Raw genomic sequence first — 17,073 nt, 5'->3', positions numbered from 1 at the left:
CCTTGCTGGATCAGAACGAAGCGTTGGCCAACCCGTCCAGGTAACGCTCCACATCCAATGCCGCCATGCAGCCAGCGCCGGCCGAGGTAATGGCCTGACGGTAAACGTGGTCAGCCACGTCACCGGCGGCGAACACGCCCTCGACGTTGGTGGCGGTGGCATTGCCTTCACGGCCGCCATTGACTACCAGGTAGCCGTCCTTCAAGGTCAGCTGGCCTTCGAACAGCGAAGTGTTCGGGGTGTGTCCAATGGCGATGAATACGCCGTCGACCTTGATCTCGTCACTGCTGCCATCGTTGTTCTTCAGGCGCGCACCGGTCACGCCCATGTTGTCACCCAGCACTTCGTCCAGGGTGGCGTTGAGCTTGAGCTCGATCTTGCCTTCGGCCACGCGCGCGTTCAGCTTGTCGACCAGAATCTTCTCGGCGCGGAAGGTTTCGCGACGGTGTACCAAGGTCACCTTGCTGGCGATGTTGGCCAGGTACAGCGCCTCTTCCACGGCAGTGTTGCCACCGCCGACCACGGCGACCGGCTTGTTGCGGTAGAAGAAACCGTCGCAAGTAGCACAGGCCGAAACGCCTTTGCCCATGAAGGTTTCTTCCGACGGCAGGCCCAAGTAGCGAGCGCTGGCGCCAGTGGCGATGATCAGCGCGTCGCAGGTGTACTTGCCACTGTCACCCTGCAGGGTGAACGGCTTGTTGGCCAGGTCGACAGCATTGATGTGGTCGAAGACGATTTCGGTTTCGAAACGCTCGGCATGCTCTTGCATACGCTGCATCAGCGCCGGGCCGGTCAGGCCGTGGGGGTCGCCCGGCCAGTTGTCGACTTCGGTGGTGGTGGTCAGCTGGCCACCGGCCTGCATGCCGGTGATCAGCAGCGGCTTGAGGTTGGCACGGGCGGCATACACCGCAGCGCTATAACCGGCAGGGCCGGAACCGAGAATGATGACGCGCGAATGACGTACTTCAGACATGTCGAACTCCTGTCGAGCGGGCCGGTATCGGTGTACCGGCTGCGCCAGCTGGAAAATTAAAAAGGACCCACGCAGCACTTGGGGAAGGCTACAACGCGCAGGCCCAGAAAGCGGAAAGTTGAGCGCACTGTAGCGAGGTCGCAAAGATTAAGGAAATATCCTTCGACAATCCACCTCATAGGCATCGTCTATGCTGCGATTTCATCGATAGCCATGCCCCTGACGCTTTTGTTACAGCCCGTTTCCCGCCCGCTACCCGCCTTTCGTCGGCGCGGCAAACTCGGTAAGGTCAGCGCGTTTTCCTTCTGTGCGGAGTAACTAGATGCAAGCCCCTGTCCTCTCTGGCCCCCAGTACCTGCGTGAAGGCCTGAAACTGGTGCTGAGCCCCAACCTGCGGTTGTTCGTGCTGCTGCCGCTAACGGTCAACCTGCTGCTGTTCGGTGGCCTGATCTACTTCGCCGGCCACCAGTTCGGGCTGTGGCTCGATGCCTTGATGCCAACGCTGCCTGACTGGTTGAGCTTCCTCAGCTACATCCTTTGGCCGTTGTTCGTTGCCTTGCTGCTGCTGATGGTGTTTTTCACCTTCACCCTGGTGGCAAACATCATCGCCGCCCCATTCAATGGCTTCCTGGCGGAAAAGGTCGAGGTGGTGGTCCGTGGCGAAGACACCTTCCCAGCGTTCAGCTGGGGCGAACTGCTGGCCATGGTACCGCGCACCTTCAGCCGCGAAATGCGCAAGCTGGGGTACTTCCTGCCGCGGGCCATCGGCCTGTTCATCCTGTCGCTGATCCCGGTGGTCAACGTGGTGGCGGCGCCGCTGTGGCTCATCTTCGGTGTGTGGATGATGGCCATCCAGTACATCGACTACCCGGCGGACAACAACAAGATGAGCTGGCAGGACATGCTCGCCTGGCTGCGCCAGAAGCGCTGGCAAAGCCTGGGTTTTGGCGGCATCACCTACCTGGCGCTGATGATTCCGGGGGTGAACGTGCTGATGATGCCGGCGGCGGTGGCGGGGGCTACGTTGTTCTGGGTGCGCGAGCGCAACTGATCCCAGCGCCCGCCATACCCCTGCCGGGCTGGGGCGTCACTGCCCCAATCGGCTGGAGAACTGCCCCACCACATCCACCACTCGCTTCGCCCCATCCTGAATCTCGACAATCACGCTGCCCGTCTCGTCCGCCAGCGCCAGCCCCTGTTCGGCCTGGCGCTTGCTGGTGTCGATGATCGACACTGCCGCCTGCGCCAGTTGCTCGTTCTGCTGCACCACCCGAGCGATTTCCTCGGTGGCGGTGCTGGTGCGCGAGGCCAGTTGGCGCACTTCGTCGGCAACCACGGCAAAACCCCGCCCTTGCTCGCCCGCACGGGCCGCTTCGATGGCTGCGTTAAGCGCCAGCAGGTTGGTTTGCCCAGCAATGTCGCTGATGGTCTTGATGATCGAACCGATCACCCGCGACTGAGTATCAAGTGCCTGGATGCCCTCGGCCGCCTCTTGCATCGAGGCCTCCAGGCCACGCATCACGCTGACGGTCTGGGTGACTACCTCGGTGGCCTTGCGGGCACTGACATCGGTACCCAGGGAGGTGCTGTAGGCGACATCTGCCGCCTCGGCCACTGCCTGCTCCTGGTTGACCTGATCGGTAATCACCGTGGCGAACTTGACCACCTTGTACAGCACGTCGTGGGCATCGAAAATCGGGTTATACGAAGCCTCCAGCCAAATCACCCGGCCATGGGCATCAATGCGTTTGAAGCGCTCGGCAACGTATTCACCACGGCGCAGCTTGTCCCAGAAGGCCTGGTAGCCGGCCGAGTTGGCCTCCTCCGGCTCGCAGAATATGCGGTGGTGCTTACCGCGAATCTGCTCCAGACGATAACCGACGGTGGCGAGGAAACGGTCGTTGGCGGTGAGGATGGTGCCGTCGAGCTCGAACTCGATCACTGCGGTGGAGCGCATCAGCGCCTTGATCAGGCTTTCGTGCTCGCGCGAGGTCTCGATAGTACGGGTAAGGTCGCTGGAATGCAGGGTGAAGTACTTGATGCGCCCCTCGCTGTTCTTGACCGGCTGCAGGATCGAACGCAGCCAGGCCTCCTGCCCATTGCCGCGCAACAGACGGAACGCGCCGTTCAGGTGCTCGCCCCGGCTGATCGCGCTTTTCATGCGCTGGTAAAAGTCGAGGGTCTTCACATGAGCCGGGACGATGTCCTCGATATTGCGCCCAAGCAATTGTTCGGCACGGTAGAGCATCTCGCTCTCGAAGTTGCCGTTGACCATCTCGATCCGTCCTTGAGGGTCGAGCTGCAGTACCAGCATCTCGCTGTCGAGGCTACTCTTGACCTGTTCCATGGACATCAGGTCTTCGCGCAACTGCCGGATTTCTTGCTTGAGCTTGTTGTTGAACATCACCGCTCTCCTGGAGCGCATCACGTAGTCGAATGCATCTTCATCGGCTGCCGATGACACCTTCTTGAGTGCCGTGCGAGGAAATATTCATAAAGGCGAAAGCGTCAGCGGTCAGGCGTCATCTGTACGTCACATGGCAGTCACATTGGCGCAATCCTGCAGGCGGAAACTTTTTGTCATGAATACACCCGCCCTACGCATTACCCTGGTCAGTGAAACCTTCCCACCCGAGATTAACGGCGTGGCCAACACCCTTGGCCGCCTCAGTGAAGGCTTGCGTCAACGCGGCCATGAGGTCGAGGTGGTACGGCCGCGCCAGGCCGGCGAATCACCCGTGCAAAACGACCCGCACCTGATGCTGTGCCGTGGTTGGGCCCTGCCGGGGTATCCAGGTTTGCAGTGGGGCGAGGTATCGATGCACAAGCTGTTGCGGCGCTGGCGCCGGCAGCGCCCGGATGTGCTGTACATCGCCACCGAAGGGCCGCTAGGTCTCAGCGCCCTACGCGCAGCCAGGCGCCTGAGTATCGCGGTCGTCAGCGGCTTCCACACCAACTTCCCGCAGTACTCCGGCCAGTACGGTCTGGGCCTGCTGGCGCGCCTGCTCACCCACTATCTGCGCTGGTTCCATCGGCGCACGGCGATCACCTTGGTACCCAGTGTCAGCCAGCGCCTGGAGCTTGAACGCCGTGGGTTCGAGCGCCTGGAACTGTTGGCACGAGGTGTCGATGCCGGCCTGTTCAACCCGACCCGGCGCAACCAGGCGTTGCGTGAAAGCTGGGGGCTCGGCCCGGATGATATCGCCGTATTGCATGTCGGACGGCTGGCGGTGGAAAAGAACCTTGGCTTGCTGCGGCCTTGTCTCGAGGCATTGCAGAAAACTTATCCCCAGAAGCGCTTGCGTCTGATCATGGTCGGTGACGGCCCGCAGCGTGCCAGCCTCCAACAGCAGGTGCCAGATGCAGTGTTCTGTGGCGCCCAGCGCGGCGAGGTGCTGGCCGAGCACTATGCCAGCGGCGACCTGTTCCTTTTCCCCAGCTTGACCGAGACCTTTGGCAACGTGGTGCTCGAGGCCATGGCTTCGGGGTTGGCGGTGGTTGCTTATGACGAGGCGGCAGCTGCGCAGCATATTCGCCATGGACACAGTGGCGGGCTGGCCATGCCAGGGGATGAGGCCGCATTCATCGATGCCGCCTGCTGGCTGCTGGAAGAAGAGGAAACCTTGCGCCGGGTGCGCCTGAATGCGCGGCAGCATGCCAGCCGTCAGGGCTGGCCCGCGATTGTCGAGCAGTTCGAGGGGTATCTGCATTCAGCCCAGAACCCATCTGCTGCCGCACCTGCTTCAAGCTTGGGCCCCACGCGATCAGTGTAGGAGCGGCCTTGCCCCGCGAATGGGCCGTACAGCGGCCCCCGGATTTCAGCACTACCGCAACCATCGAGAGGCCGCGTTGCGGCCCTTTCGCGGCACAAGGCCGCGCCTACAGGAAGTGCGTAAAACTTCAGGCAAGTGCTTTTTCTATGGCCTGGACTACCGCCGGGTCATCCGGCGCCGTGCGCGGTGAAAAACGCGCCAGTACTCGCCCATCCTTGCCCACCAGAAACTTCTCGAAGTTCCAGGTGATGTCACCGGGGAACTCGGCCCCCTCACCCGCCAGCAGACGGTACAGCGAATGGCGCTGCGGGCCGTTGACCTCCAACTTGCCCCCCAGCGGGAAGCTCACCCCATAGTTGAGGCTGCAGAAGTCCTGGATTTCCTTTTCGCTACCCGGCTCCTGGCCGGCAAACTGGTTGCACGGCAGGCCAAGCACGTTGAAGCCCTTGTCCTTGTAAACCTGGTAGAGGTTTTCCAGGGCCTTGTATTGCGGCGTGAGACCACATTTGGAGGCAACGTTGACCACCAGCACCACTTGCCCCTTGAACGGTGCGAGCGGCAGCTCTCCGCCGTTCAGCGCGTCCAGTTTCAGGTCGTGAAATGCACTCATGATGAAATCCCCTCTCAGGTTCCCGGTTGCCGCGGGGGCGAATTGCGCCCACTAAAAAGGCGCTCGTCCAAACCGTCCACCTCCCGTAGGAAGGCAAATCGGCTTGCCCGAGCGCCTGGCGACTTTCTGAGCTTAGCGCAGAAAATCAGTGGTGATGGCCACCTTCACCGTGGATGTGGCGGTGAGCGATTTCTTCTTCGCTGGCGTCACGCACGTCGACAACCTTTACCTTGAAGGTCAGGCGCTGGCCGGCCAGTGGGTGGTTGCCGTCAACGGTGACGTCGTCGCCGTCGAGGTCGCGGATGGTGACGATCTGCATCTGGCCGTCCGGTGCCGAAGCGTGGAACTGCATGCCCACTTCCAGCTCGTCGACGCCTTCGAACAGGCTGCGGTTCAGGGTGCTGACCAGCTCGGCCAGGTATTCGCCGTAGGCGTCTTCCGGCTCGATGGTAACGTTCAGCTCGTCACCGGCCTGTTTACCTTCCAGGGCCTTTTCCAGGCCTGGGATGATGTTGCCGGCACCGTGCAGGTAGACCAGCGGCGCGCCACCGGCGGAGCTGTCGATGGTCTCCCCGGCGTCGTTGGTCAGGGTATAGTCGATGGAGACAGCCTTGTTGGCGGCGATCAGCATGGGGCAAGACCTTTTGCAAAAGAATGTAGAGCGGACAAGTGTAACCAAGCCATCGTCCGATTGCGAACGCACCGCGGACGAGCAACGGCCCATCAGTCGGATCACAGGCTTCCATCAGGACGAAGAAGGCCACTGGGTGGCCGAACTGTCCTGCGGCCACACCCAACACCTGCGCCACCAACCGCCGTGGCAGGCACGCCCCTGGGTGCTCGACCCGGCCCAGCGCGCGCAGCACATTGGCCAGCCTTTCGCGTGCGGCTGGTGCGCACAAGGGGCCGATAGCGCTACCCTTGGCCGTTAATTTCTTGCACCGCTTATTTCGAGAAGCACGCATGCAGACATTTTTCATTGCGCCGACCGACTTCGGTGTCGGCCTGACATCCATCAGCCTGGGCCTGGTGCGTACCCTGGAGCGCGCCGGCCTGAAGGTCGGTTTCTTCAAGCCGATCGCCCAACCCCACCCGGGTGACACCGGCCCCGAGCGCTCTACCGAACTGGTGGCTCGCACCCACGGTATCAAACCTCCGGTACCACTGAGCCTGGCCCAGGTCGAGCGCATGCTCGGCGATGGCCAGTTGGACGAGTTGCTGGAGGAAATCATCCGTCTCTACCAGCAAGCCTGTATCGGCAATGACGTGGTAGTGGTCGAGGGTATGGTGCCCACGCGCCACGCCAGCTACGCCGCGCGGGTCAACCTTCACCTGGCGAAAAGCCTGGATGCCGAGGTGATCCTGGTATCGGCACCGGAAAACGAAGTGCTCAGCGAACTGTCCGGCCGGGTCGAACTACAGGCCCAGCTGTTCGGCGGGCCGCGCGACCCGAAAGTGCTCGGGGTGATCCTCAACAAGGTTCGCACCGACGAGAGCATGGCCGACTTCGCCACCCGCCTGCGTGAACACTCGCCGTTGCTGCGCGGCAATGACTTCCGCCTGCTTGGCTGCATTCCCTACCAACCCGAGCTGAACGCCCCGCGTACCCGCGACGTGGCCGAGCTGCTCGGCGCCCAGGTGCTCAATGCCGGCGACTACGAGCAGCGGCGCATGAGCAAGATCATCATCTGCGCACGCACGGTCGCCAACACCGTGCCGCTGCTGACCTCGGGTACCCTGGTGGTCACGCCGGGCGACCGCGACGACATCATCCTCGCCGTCAGCCTGGCAGCAATCAATGGCGTGCCACTGGCCGGCCTGCTGCTGACCAGCGACAGCAAGCCCGACGCGCGCATCCTTGGCCTGTGCCGCGGCGCCCTGCAGGCCGGCCTGCCGATCCTGTCAGTCAGCACCGGCTCGTACGACACGGCCAACCAGCTCAACTCGCTGAACCGCGAGATTCCTGTGGATGACCGCGAGCGCGCCGAGTTCATCACCGACTTCGTCGCCAGCCACCTCGACGCAGCCTGGCTGCACCAACGCTGCGGCACCCCGCGTGAAATGCGCCTGTCGCCGGCAGTGTTCCGCTACCAGTTGATCCAGCGCGCGCAGCAGGCCAACAAGCGCATCGTTTTGCCAGAAGGTGCCGAGCCGCTGTTGGTGCAGGCCGCAGCCATCTGCCAGGCCCGTGGCATTGCCCGCTGCGTACTGCTGGCCAAGCCCGAAGATGTCGAGGCCGTGGCCCGCGCTCAAGGCATTGCCCTGCCGCCCGGCCTGGAAGTCCTCGACCCCGAGCTGATTCGCGGGCGCTACGTGGAGCCCATGGTGGCGCTGCGCAAGAGCAAGAACCTCAACGCACCGATGGCCGAGCAGCAACTGGAAGACCCGGTCGTGATCGGCACCATGATGCTGGCCCTGGACGAAGTGGACGGCCTGGTCTCGGGCCTGGTTCACTCCACCGCCAATACCATCCGCCCGGCGCTGCAGTTGATCAAGACCGCGCCAGGCTCAAGCCTGGTGTCGTCGGTGTTCTTCATGCTGTTCCCCGAGCAGGTACTGGTGTACGGCGACTGCGTGATGAACCCCCACCCCAGTGCTGCCGAACTGGCAGAGATCGCCCGCCAGAGCGCCGAATCGGCGCAGGCCTTCGGCATCGCGCCGCGGGTGGCGATGATCAGTTATTCAAGCGATTCGGCCAGCGATGAAGAAGTCGAGAAAGTGCGCGAAGCGACTCGCCTGGCGCAAGGTGCAGCAGAGGCGTTGCTGATCGATGGGCCTTTGCAGTATGACGCGGCAGCCAACCCGGCCATTGCTCGGGAGCTGGCACCAGGCAGCCCTGTGGCCGGGCGTGCCACGGTGTTCGTGTTCCCCGACCTGAATACCGGCAATACCACGCACAAGGCGGTGCAGCGTAGCACCGACGGGGTCAGCCTGGGGCCGATGTTGCAGGGTTTGCGCAAGCCAGTGAACGATTTGCCACGCGGGGCACAGGTTGACGATATCGTGCATACCATTGCCCTGACGGCGATTCAGGCCAGCGTGGTGCGCTAGCAAATCACTGGGGCCGCAAAGCGGCCCCAGGAATCAATCAGGGATACTGCTGAACCTGACCTTACTGCTGGTCATACTGCTGCCCCGGAATCGGCTTCAGGTTCACTTCCACGCGGCGGTTCTGCGCACGGCCATTGGCGTCGGCGTTGCTGGCGATCGGCTGGTCCGGGCCCATGCCACGTACCGAGATGCGCGAGGCATCCACACCCTGCGAGGTCAGGTAGGTGCTGACTGCCTGCGCGCGGCGCTGGGACAGGTCCATGTTGTGCTGGCGGCTGCCGGTGCTGTCGGTAAAGCCGACCACTTCGATGGTGTTCTGGTTGAACTGCTTGAACGAGCCCGCCAGGTTGTTCAGCGGCGAGTAGAAGCTTGGCGCGATGTTGGCCGAGTCGGTAGCGAAGGTGATGTTGCCCGGCATGATCAGTTTGATCTGGTCACCCTGGCGCTGCACTTCCACGCCAGTGTTGGCCATTTGCGCGCGCAGTTCGGCTTCTTGCTTGTCGGCGTAATAGCCATAACCGGCGGCGGCGGCACCCACTGCAGCAGCACCGATCAGCGCACCCTTGCCACGGTTGTTGTGGTCGATGGCGGCACCGGCGATGGCGCCGGCCAGCGCGCCCAGGCCGCCGTACTTGGCGGTCTTGCTCATCCCAGTGGAGCCCTGCGCCTGACCCTGGTTGTCGTAAGGATTCTGGCTGGCACAGCCAGTCATCAGGGCAGCGGCAGTTGCGACGATAATCAGACGACGCATGGTGAACATGGACAAGCTCCTACTAAAATTCGTAAATGCGGCAGATCTCAAACGGATCTATGCCAGCCTTGGATTGCATCGGCAACGAAAAATTCCATGAAAGTGCCTTCATGTGCCATCAGGCACGCACGAAGGGGTTTTCGCGCATCTCGTCGCCCAGACGGGTGTCAGGCCCGTGGCCGGTCACCACGATGGCCTCCTCGTCCAGCCGGTACAGCCGCTCCTTGATGGAGCGAACGATAGCCCGCTGGTCACCACCCCACAAATCGGTGCGGCCAATGCCACGGCGGAACAGGGTGTCGCCGGCAATCAGCAGTTTGGCGTCGGCGAACCAGAAGCTCATTGAGCCTGGCGTATGCCCTGGCGTGTGAAGGGCCACGCCGCAGCCGCAAGCCAGTTCTTCATCATCGCCCAGCCAGCGGTCTGGCGCCGGTACCGGCGTGTAAGGCACGCCGAACATCTGGCATTGCATCTCCAGGTTGTCCCACAGGGCCTGGTCGTCCTTGTGCAGGTGCAACGTGGCGCCCGTCAGCTCCTTGAGCTTGCCCGAGGCCAGGAAGTGATCGAAGTGCGCATGGGTGTGGATGATGCTTACCAGCGTGAGGCCGTGGGCTTGCAGGCGCGCGAGGATCTTGTCCGGGTCACCGCCCGGGTCGACGACGATGGCTTTCTTGGTCAATGGGTCGCCAATCAGCGTGCAGTTGCACTGCAAGGGGCCTACGGGAAAGGTTTCGCGGATGAGGGTGGTCGGGGCAGTCTTCATGAAGGGCCTGTCTTGGACGCTGCAGCGCCTGTGAGATCGAGCGCCGCCCGCGCGGCGCATCGCGAGCTGGCGCTCGCTCCTACGCTTGTTTCGGGCCAATTGTACCAGCGAGATTTGCGCGCGAACCCTCTGGTGCATGTCTTGATATTGTGCCGTACGAAAAAAAGCGGTCGCGCGCGTCTGTAACAGGCATAACTGGCCCGAAACAAGCGTAGGAGCGAGCACCAGCTCGCGATGCGCCGCGCGGGCGGCGCTCGATCTGAAGGGCGCTGAAAATCCAACGCCATGCTCTGCCGGCCTAAGGCAGGAACAACCTGAACAACCCACCCCCCAGCGCCCCGCCATTGGAGATCTCGATCCGCCCGCGCACCCCGCCGCTTTCATGCAGTGCCGCGATCCGCGCCGCGAAGTACAGGCCAAGGCCGGTGCTGCCGCTGGTCGAGTCGATGCCCTGGATGTACTCCTCCTGGCGCTCGAGCATGTGCTTGGGATAACCCGGGCCGTCATCGTTGACGCAGATAGCCAACTGGTTGTCGGCCTCTTCGATGGTAATCAGCAAGGCGTGCCCGGCAAAGCGGGTGGCGTTGGTGATGACGTTGGCGATTACCGAGGCCACCAGCTCACGGTCGAAGAAGCCAAGCGGGTTGTCGGTGTCGATGCGCCAGGTGGCGAGGATGTCGTTGTGCTTGAGCACTTCCTGGTGCGCCGCCAACTGCGCTTCAATGAAATCATCCAGTTCGTGGTAGTCCGGGCACACCGGCAACTGGTTGATGCCCAGTTTGTACAGCCCAAGCAGCTGTACCAGCATGCCGTTGAGGTGGCGAAACTCGTGCTCCATGATCCCCTGCTCGGCACCACCGCGCAGCTCTTCGGGCAAGCGCTCCACCCACTGGCTATGGGACTGGATCAGCGCTGACAGAGAGCTTTTGAGGTCGTGCACGGTGGAGGCGATCACCGTGGAAAAATCCAGCCCCTGATTGTCTTGATTCATGCGCCGAACACTCGGATGTGCAGTTTGCGGTAACGGTCATAGCGATTGTCGCTGGCAGGGATACCGGCGACGCTGGTCAAGGCGTCCTGGCATTCCTGCATGATCGCGGGCTGAGGGTTGTCACCGCCGATGCGCAGCAGCGCCTGGGCGGTGTTGAGGGCGATGCTGATGTTCTTCGGCTGCATACCCAGCGCTTTGCGGAACAGTTGCAACGCCTCGCCAAGCTGCCCTCCCTGGTAACTGCGTACACCCTGGCGATTGAGGGTGACCGCTTCGGTAATGGCGTTGAGCACGCTGGGGTCGTCCGTCAGCTTGCCCACTTTTTCCATGACCTTCGGGTCATCGCCATAACTTTCCACACAGCTCTTCAGCACGCCGATGGCGGCGGCTTCCTGCCCCATTGCCTGCAACTGCGCAGCAACGGTCAGGGCCGAATCGACCGAGAAGAACTGGTTCATCTTGTCCAGGCGCTGGATCGCCTGTTCGGTCAGCTTGCCGGCTGTTTCCGGGTCGCCCGCCTGCTGCAGGCTGGCAGCCTTCATCATCCGCGCACGCACTTGCAAGCCCTGGTCCTCGGGGTTTTCCTTGGCCACTTCGCTGAGCGTGGTGTTGATTTCGACACGGGTACGGGCATCCAGGCCGAAGCCTGCGTTCTTGCTCATCAGCGCCTGCACCAGGCCGAGGTTGTTTTCGGCATCCTTGTAGCGCGAGCTCTGGCCCTGATTCACCGCATGGCGGAACGCCTTCGATGCACTCTCGAAGTCTTCGTTTTCCAGCGCCAGCTTGCCCAGCGTCGATTGCCGACGCACAGACAGAGGCGATAAACGTACGGCTTCTTCAAGCAGGTTCTGCGCGCGTCGGGTATCACCCTGAGCCACCAGCACCTCGGCCATGCCATCGTAAAGGCCTGGCATGATCGGGAACGCCTTGAGCGCCTGCTCGTAGACACCTTGGGCCTGGGCGTTCTGGCCACGCTTGTGCATCAGTGCGCCCAACGCGGCGTACACCCACGGCTGCGGGCGGCTGGCCAGGATGGCCTTGAGGAACTTTTCAAGTTCCTCAAAACGGTTGAGGTTGCGCAGGGCATCGGCCCGGTAGCGCAAGCACAGCGGTGCCAGGCGCGGGTCCTTCTTGCACAACTCGGCACAAGCGGCCAGCACTTCAGCCGGGCGATTGCGGTCCAGCGCCTGCAGGATCGGTTTGAGCAGCGTCTTGCGCTGGAACAGTTTCTCGACGCGCTGCGCCAGGCCAACCCGGTTGAAGGGTTTGGTCAGGTAAGCATCGGGCTCGTGCTCGATGGCGCTGAGCACGATGGCCTGGCTACTCTCGGCAGTGACCATGATGAACACGCACTCATGGCTGATGTGCTTGTCGATGATCAGGTCTTCGAGCACCTGTTGGCCGTTCTTCTTGCCGTCACCCAGGTGGAAGTCCTGCAGGATGAAGTCATAGCGCTTCTGCGCGCACATGCGCAGCGCCTGCTCGCCGCTGTCAGCGGTGTCCACGTCGCGCACGCCCAACTCACGCAACATGGAACGGGTCGACGTGCGAAAGTCGGTAAAATCGTCGACGATCAGAAAGCTCTTTTGCCCGTACTGCAGCATCAACACGACCTGCCTTGGAATGATTGAAAAATCGCGCGAGGCGATGCCACCGATCGCTGTATCGGCAGCCGGTCGGGAAAGATGAGGGTAGAGCATTACCGGCCACAAACCATGGCCTCATGCCATCACTTTAACGAGCAATGACCTGCAGAGCCAGTATCACGCCAGCAACCCCAGCGTTTTTGCCTTTGCCACCGCCTGGGTGCGTCGCTCAACCCCCAACTTGCTGTTGATGTGGCTGGCGTGGGTCTTCACGGTGTGCAAGGAAATGAACAGCCGCTCGCTGATCTGCTGGTTGGAACAGCCCTGGGCAATCAGTTCGAGCACGGCCAGTTCGCGGCCGCTCAGCGCCTCGCCGGTGCCTGTGCTGGCGGAGGGCACTGGCGGCAGGTGCTTGAGCAGTTCGGCTTGAACCGGGCAAGCGGCCGCTGGCTGCAGTTGCTCATGAAGCCATTGCGGGTGCTTTTCCAGAATTGGCTGGAACGGTTGCAGCACACCGCCATGGGCTGCCTCCAGCAAACCTGGCAGCAACTGCGCGGCCTGCCCTTCCCTGCCTTCGTCCAGCAGTTGGGAAAGCCATTGGCAAAGGGCACTGACGGTGAGCATCATGCCGCCACTGGCCTGGCCACGCGCTACCAGGCTTGCCAGGCGTTGCACGGCATCCTCGCCACGCAACTGGATGCGCTCGAGCAAAGCCTGCTGCAACGCAATATGCAACGGCAGCAGCGGGTGGAACTCCGGTGCTGCTGCCGGTTGCTCGCCACCGTAGGTCTGGCCCAGACGCAGCAGCCAGGACTCGGCCAGATCGGTTCGCCCCTGGGCCAGCCACAGTTCGCATTTGACCAGGGTAATCATGGCCAGGTAATAGACCGGGGGCACATCCCAGATATGCATCAGGCGCTCGGCCTCGGCCAATTCGGCAAAGGCTTCGGCAAAGTGCCCTTCCCGGCCATCGAGCGTGGCAATCACGCAATGACCGATGAGCACACTGATGTCTCGGCACGCCCGCGCCTCGCCCAGCCCTGCACGCAAGCGTGCTCGGCCCTGGGCCGGCTGCAGGCGTGAGACCAGCAGGTAGCCTTCGTAAAGCGTCAGGCGCGCACGCACGGCATACAGCCGCTGCGCCGAAAGCCCCTGCAGGCGTTGCAGGCCCTGGCGCACTTCGTCCAGTGCGCGCAGCACCTCGCCACGGGCGTGCAGCACTCGCGCCCGGTCGTAATGGGCCAGGGCCTCGAACAACGGGTTGCCGACCCGTTGGGCCAGCTCCAGGGCTTCGCGGTTCCAGCCTCGGGCCCGCCAGAAGTCTCCATCGGCAATGGCCAGGTTGGACAGCGTCGACAAACACACCAGGCGTTGGCCATAACGCTTGCTCGGCAGGCTCTGTAGCGCCTCGCCGCAATAGGCCAGGGTGCGTTCGCGGTCGCCACGGCCACGGGCAATGACCCCACTCAGCGCCAGCCACTGGGCCAGCATCGACTTTTGCGCGGTTGCCGAAGGCGCGGGTAGAAAACGGCTGAGGTAGCCGGCCAGTTCCTCGGCTGCGTCCAGCTGGCAAGCCAGGCCCAACGCCCAGCTGTACAGCACGATCAACCGTGGCGTGCTGATCAGCAGGCTGTCGGGCAGGTCCATCTTCCAGCGCAGCAACATACCGACGTTCTGTTCGGCCAGCAGTTGCTCCTCGGACAGGCTCTGCACCAGGTCTGCGGCGACATCCAGGTGGCCGGCACGCAAGGCCTGCTCCACAGCTTCGTCCAGCAGGCCCTGGGTTTCGAACCAACGGCAGGCCCGTATGTGCAGGCCAGCTAGCGGCTCGCTGGCCTGGCGGCTGCGCAACAGGTCGGAGAACAAGTGGTGATAGCGGAACCAGTGGCCATGCTCGTCCAGCGGCACCAGGAACACCTGATGCGCCTGCAGGAAGCGCAGGATCGCGGCACTGTCGTGGCGGCCCCGCAGCGCATCACATAGCGGGGCGCAGAAACGCTCCTGGCAGGCGGTTTCGTACAAGAAGGCCTGCACGTCCACGGGCAGCATGTCGATGACTTCTTCGAGCAAGTAGTCGCGGATCAGGCCCTCGCCGCCATGCAGCGCCTGGGGCAAGGCTTGCTCGTCAGCGCTGTCGCTGGCCGCCAGCTGCCAGAAGCGCAACCCGGCCACCCAGCCGTCGCTGCGCTGAATAAGGTTGTCCAGGGCCTGACCGCGCAGGCCCGTGGGCTGGCGGCCAATCACTGCCAGCGCCTCATCCGCGGTGAGGCGCAGGTCCTGCTCGTTTAGCTCGACCAGCTGCCGTGACAGGCGCAGGCGCGCCAGGTGCCAGTCTGGCCGCTGGCGGCTGGTAACCAGCAACACAAGGCCGGGGGGCAGGTGATTGAGGAAGAACTGCAGGCAGCGGTCAAGCACCGGCCCCTGGGCCAGGTGATAGTCGTCCAGCACCAGCAGCAGCGGCGTATCGGCTTGCAGGTACAGCGCCAGCTCGTCGAGCAGGCCGTCGAGCCACTCTTCGAAGGCGAACGGCTGGTGGCGCTGGCGCATTTTCAGCAGCCCCATGGCCTGGCCGCCCAGTGCTGGGCAGTACTGCTGCAGGCCTTCGAGCAGGCGTTCAAGGAAGCGGCCAGGGTCGGCGTCGCGCTGGCTCAGGCCTAGCCACAAGCTGCGCCAGTGTTCGGGCAGCGCTTCGGAAAATTCGATGGCCAGGGAGCTTTTGCCGAAACCTGCCGGGGCATTGACCAGCAGCAGCCGCCCGCCCAGGCCGGCGTGCAGACGCTGACACAGACGCTGGCGCGGCACATGGCCGTCCGGCAACGGAGGCCGGAAGAAACGCCCGTCCAGCAGGCCCAGGGCCTGACTCGCGAATCCATGCGTACGGGACAGATCTGTCATGGCCGGCTCGTTCTGGTTGGAAGACTACGGCGGTATGGATGTTTGCGAGACTAGCGGGTAACGCGGCGCATTTGAAGATGATGGGCGCAATTGCCACGGAAAAGACTGCGACAAAAAGCAACATGGCTGATGGACAGAGGCCGTAGCGGGGGTGTGGGTGGGTATTCAGCAGATTTATTGCCTGTTCTGGCCTCTTCGCGGGCAGGACCGCGTAGAGGCCAGAACAGAAAAATAGAAACGCCCCGGCAAGCCGGGGCGTTCTGGGGATCACACGGAGTTAGTGGTGTTCAGCTTAGCGAATACCCGACTGGCGCAGCGCCGCTGGTTGGAAGTCGGCCTTGCTGGCACTGAAACCGAAGTCGTAGGCACGCTTCTCTTCGTTCTTCATGCCCAGGGCCAGATAACGACCGGACTGCAGGTCGTAGATGGCTTCCAGGGTGTACCACGGCACCTCGACGTTGTAATACGGCTGGGCGTGGGCCTCGGACACGCGCCACAGCTGGCCACGGCCGTCGTACTGGTCGATGACGGCAGCCTGCCAGGTGTCTTCATCGATGTAGAAGTCTCGCTTGGCATAGATGTGTCGCTGGCCCGGTTTGAGGGTTGCGACCACGTGCCACACGCGGCGCAGCTCGTAACGGGTCAGGTCCTGGTTGATGTGCCCGGCCTTGATGATGTCGGCATATTTCAGCTTGGGGTCATCGAGTTTGAAGGCGTTCGACGCGATGTACAGCTCCTTCTTGCCTTCCAGCTTCCAGTCATAGCGGTCAGGTGCACCGTTGAACATGTCCAGGTTGTCGGAGGTACGCAGGCCATCGGCAGCGGTACCCGGGCCGTCATAGGACACTTGCGGCGCCTGGCGCACGCGACGCTGGCCGGCGTTGTAGATCCACGCCTTGCGCGGCTCCTTCACCTGGTCGAGGGTTTCGTGCACCAGCAGCACGGTCCCAGCCAGGCGCGCGGGCGCGGTCACTTCCTGCTTGAAGTAGAACAGGATGTTGCCTGGGTTGTTCGGGTCGTAGTCCTTCATCTTGTCACGGAAGACGAACTGGTCGGAGAAGTACACCGGGTTGAACGAGCCGTTCTGCTGCGGCGTAGCTTGGGTGACCAGGCGGCTGACACTGCCGCCACGGTAGCGGGTGATGTGGTTCCAGATCACTTCCAGGCCGGTTTTCGGGATCGGGAACGGTACCGCCGTGCGGAAGTTGTTCAGGCCGTTGCCGCCCTCGACCAGGGTGGTCTTGGTGGCGTTTTCCTTGATGGCCGCGAACACATCGGCCGGGACGGTTGAACCTCGATGGGTTTTGAACACCGGGATCTTGAAGGTGTCCGGGTAGCGCTTGAGCATGGCCAGCTGGCCTGGCGAGAGCTTGTCCTTGTACTGGTCGGCGTTTTGCGCCGTGATGGTGAACAGCGGCTTGTCACTGCCGTACGGGTCGGACAGGAAGCCCTTGCCGTCGACGCTGCCCGCCGTTTTCGACAGCGGCTCCCACGCGCCGATGGAGCCGTCGGCATTGCCGGCCTTTTCCGCCCCCATTGGGGTCAGGGTGCTACCCAGCTTGGCCGCCTCGTCAGCGGATACCGCAGCCATGACACTGGTCGCCAGCAGGGACAGGCCCAGCACACCGGCTTGCAGCAGACTTCTGGTCTTGTTCATGTCGTGTCGTCCTGGATCTGAAT

The 17,073-nt window shown here is 62.8% G+C and carries 14 protein-coding genes; 4 read left to right on the top strand and 10 right to left on the bottom strand.

What is annotated here, in order from left to right; translation table 11 throughout:
* Nucleotides 1-10: 10 nt before the first annotated feature.
* The gene (trxB, locus tag AB5975_14365) at nucleotides 11-973 is read right to left on the bottom strand and encodes a thioredoxin-disulfide reductase (GenBank protein ID XDR22857.1); all 963 of its coding nucleotides are present in this window, start codon (nucleotides 971-973) and stop codon (nucleotides 11-13) included.
* Nucleotides 974-1,295: 322 nt separating this feature from the next.
* Between trxB and cysZ the strand changes: the two genes are divergently transcribed.
* Nucleotides 1,296-2,024: a sulfate transporter CysZ gene (gene cysZ / locus AB5975_14360; protein XDR22856.1), complete on the top strand. Its 729-nt coding sequence runs from the start codon at nucleotides 1,296-1,298 to the stop codon at nucleotides 2,022-2,024.
* 36 nt (nucleotides 2,025-2,060) lie between these two features.
* Here the strand turns inward: cysZ and AB5975_14355 are convergent, their stop codons facing one another.
* Complete coding sequence (locus AB5975_14355) at nucleotides 2,061-3,377, bottom strand: methyl-accepting chemotaxis protein (GenBank protein XDR22855.1); 1,317 nt, start codon at nucleotides 3,375-3,377, stop codon at nucleotides 2,061-2,063.
* 178 nt (nucleotides 3,378-3,555) lie between these two features.
* Here AB5975_14355 and AB5975_14350 point away from each other — a divergent pair, with 178 nt between their 5' ends.
* Nucleotides 3,556-4,746, top strand: a complete 1,191-nt coding sequence (locus AB5975_14350; protein XDR22854.1) for a glycosyltransferase family 4 protein — start codon at nucleotides 3,556-3,558, stop codon at nucleotides 4,744-4,746.
* Between the two features lie 127 nt (nucleotides 4,747-4,873).
* Here AB5975_14350 and AB5975_14345 read toward each other — a convergent pair whose 3' ends face one another.
* The gene (locus tag AB5975_14345) at nucleotides 4,874-5,356 is read right to left on the bottom strand and encodes a glutathione peroxidase (protein XDR22853.1); all 483 of its coding nucleotides are present in this window, start codon (nucleotides 5,354-5,356) and stop codon (nucleotides 4,874-4,876) included.
* Nucleotides 5,357-5,501: 145 nt separating this feature from the next.
* The gene (locus tag AB5975_14340) at nucleotides 5,502-5,987 is read right to left on the bottom strand and encodes a peptidylprolyl isomerase (GenBank protein ID XDR22852.1); all 486 of its coding nucleotides are present in this window, start codon (nucleotides 5,985-5,987) and stop codon (nucleotides 5,502-5,504) included.
* Between AB5975_14340 and AB5975_14335 the strand changes: the two genes are divergently transcribed.
* Together AB5975_14335 and pta are read left to right on the top strand one after the other, a co-directional pair.
* Nucleotides 5,986-6,288: a DUF3565 domain-containing protein gene (locus AB5975_14335; GenBank protein XDR22851.1), complete on the top strand. Its 303-nt coding sequence runs from the start codon at nucleotides 5,986-5,988 to the stop codon at nucleotides 6,286-6,288. The two genes, AB5975_14340 and AB5975_14335, sit on opposite strands and share 2 nt — an antisense overlap.
* A gap of 31 nt (nucleotides 6,289-6,319) precedes the next feature.
* Nucleotides 6,320-8,407, top strand: coding sequence for a phosphate acetyltransferase (gene pta / locus AB5975_14330; protein XDR22850.1), 2,088 nt, complete (start codon nucleotides 6,320-6,322; stop codon nucleotides 8,405-8,407).
* 61 nt (nucleotides 8,408-8,468) lie between these two features.
* Here pta and AB5975_14325 read toward each other — a convergent pair whose 3' ends face one another.
* The 6 genes from AB5975_14325 to AB5975_14300 all read right to left on the bottom strand — a co-directional run bounded on the left by AB5975_14325 (nucleotide 8,469) and on the right by AB5975_14300 (nucleotide 17,050).
* Nucleotides 8,469-9,167 (bottom strand): OmpA family protein, encoded by a 699-nt coding sequence (locus tag AB5975_14325; protein XDR22849.1) that lies wholly within the window; start codon nucleotides 9,165-9,167, stop codon nucleotides 8,469-8,471.
* A 109-nt stretch (nucleotides 9,168-9,276) separates the two neighbouring features.
* Nucleotides 9,277-9,921: an MBL fold metallo-hydrolase gene (locus tag AB5975_14320; GenBank protein ID XDR22848.1), complete on the bottom strand. Its 645-nt coding sequence runs from the start codon at nucleotides 9,919-9,921 to the stop codon at nucleotides 9,277-9,279.
* A 298-nt stretch (nucleotides 9,922-10,219) separates the two neighbouring features.
* Complete coding sequence (locus AB5975_14315) at nucleotides 10,220-10,912, bottom strand: sensor histidine kinase (protein XDR22847.1); 693 nt, start codon at nucleotides 10,910-10,912, stop codon at nucleotides 10,220-10,222.
* Nucleotides 10,909-12,516, bottom strand: coding sequence for a response regulator (locus AB5975_14310; GenBank protein XDR22846.1), 1,608 nt, complete (start codon nucleotides 12,514-12,516; stop codon nucleotides 10,909-10,911). The genes AB5975_14315 and AB5975_14310 overlap by 4 nt, the downstream gene beginning before the upstream one ends.
* Before the next feature lie 159 nt (nucleotides 12,517-12,675).
* The gene (locus tag AB5975_14305) at nucleotides 12,676-15,393 is read right to left on the bottom strand and encodes a LuxR C-terminal-related transcriptional regulator (protein XDR22845.1); all 2,718 of its coding nucleotides are present in this window, start codon (nucleotides 15,391-15,393) and stop codon (nucleotides 12,676-12,678) included.
* A 292-nt stretch (nucleotides 15,394-15,685) separates the two neighbouring features.
* The gene (locus AB5975_14300; GenBank protein XDR22844.1) at nucleotides 15,686-17,050 is read right to left on the bottom strand and encodes a DUF1329 domain-containing protein; all 1,365 of its coding nucleotides are present in this window, start codon (nucleotides 17,048-17,050) and stop codon (nucleotides 15,686-15,688) included.
* Between the last annotated feature and the right edge of the window lie 23 nt (nucleotides 17,051-17,073).

Origin of the sequence: Pseudomonas putida (genome assembly GCA_041071465.1) — a bacterium.
GTDB classification, from domain to species: Bacteria; Pseudomonadota; Gammaproteobacteria; order Pseudomonadales; family Pseudomonadaceae; genus Aquipseudomonas; species Aquipseudomonas putida_P.
The sequence above is the reverse complement of the archived record's forward strand: the minus strand, read 5'-3'. Positions and strand labels throughout refer to the sequence as shown.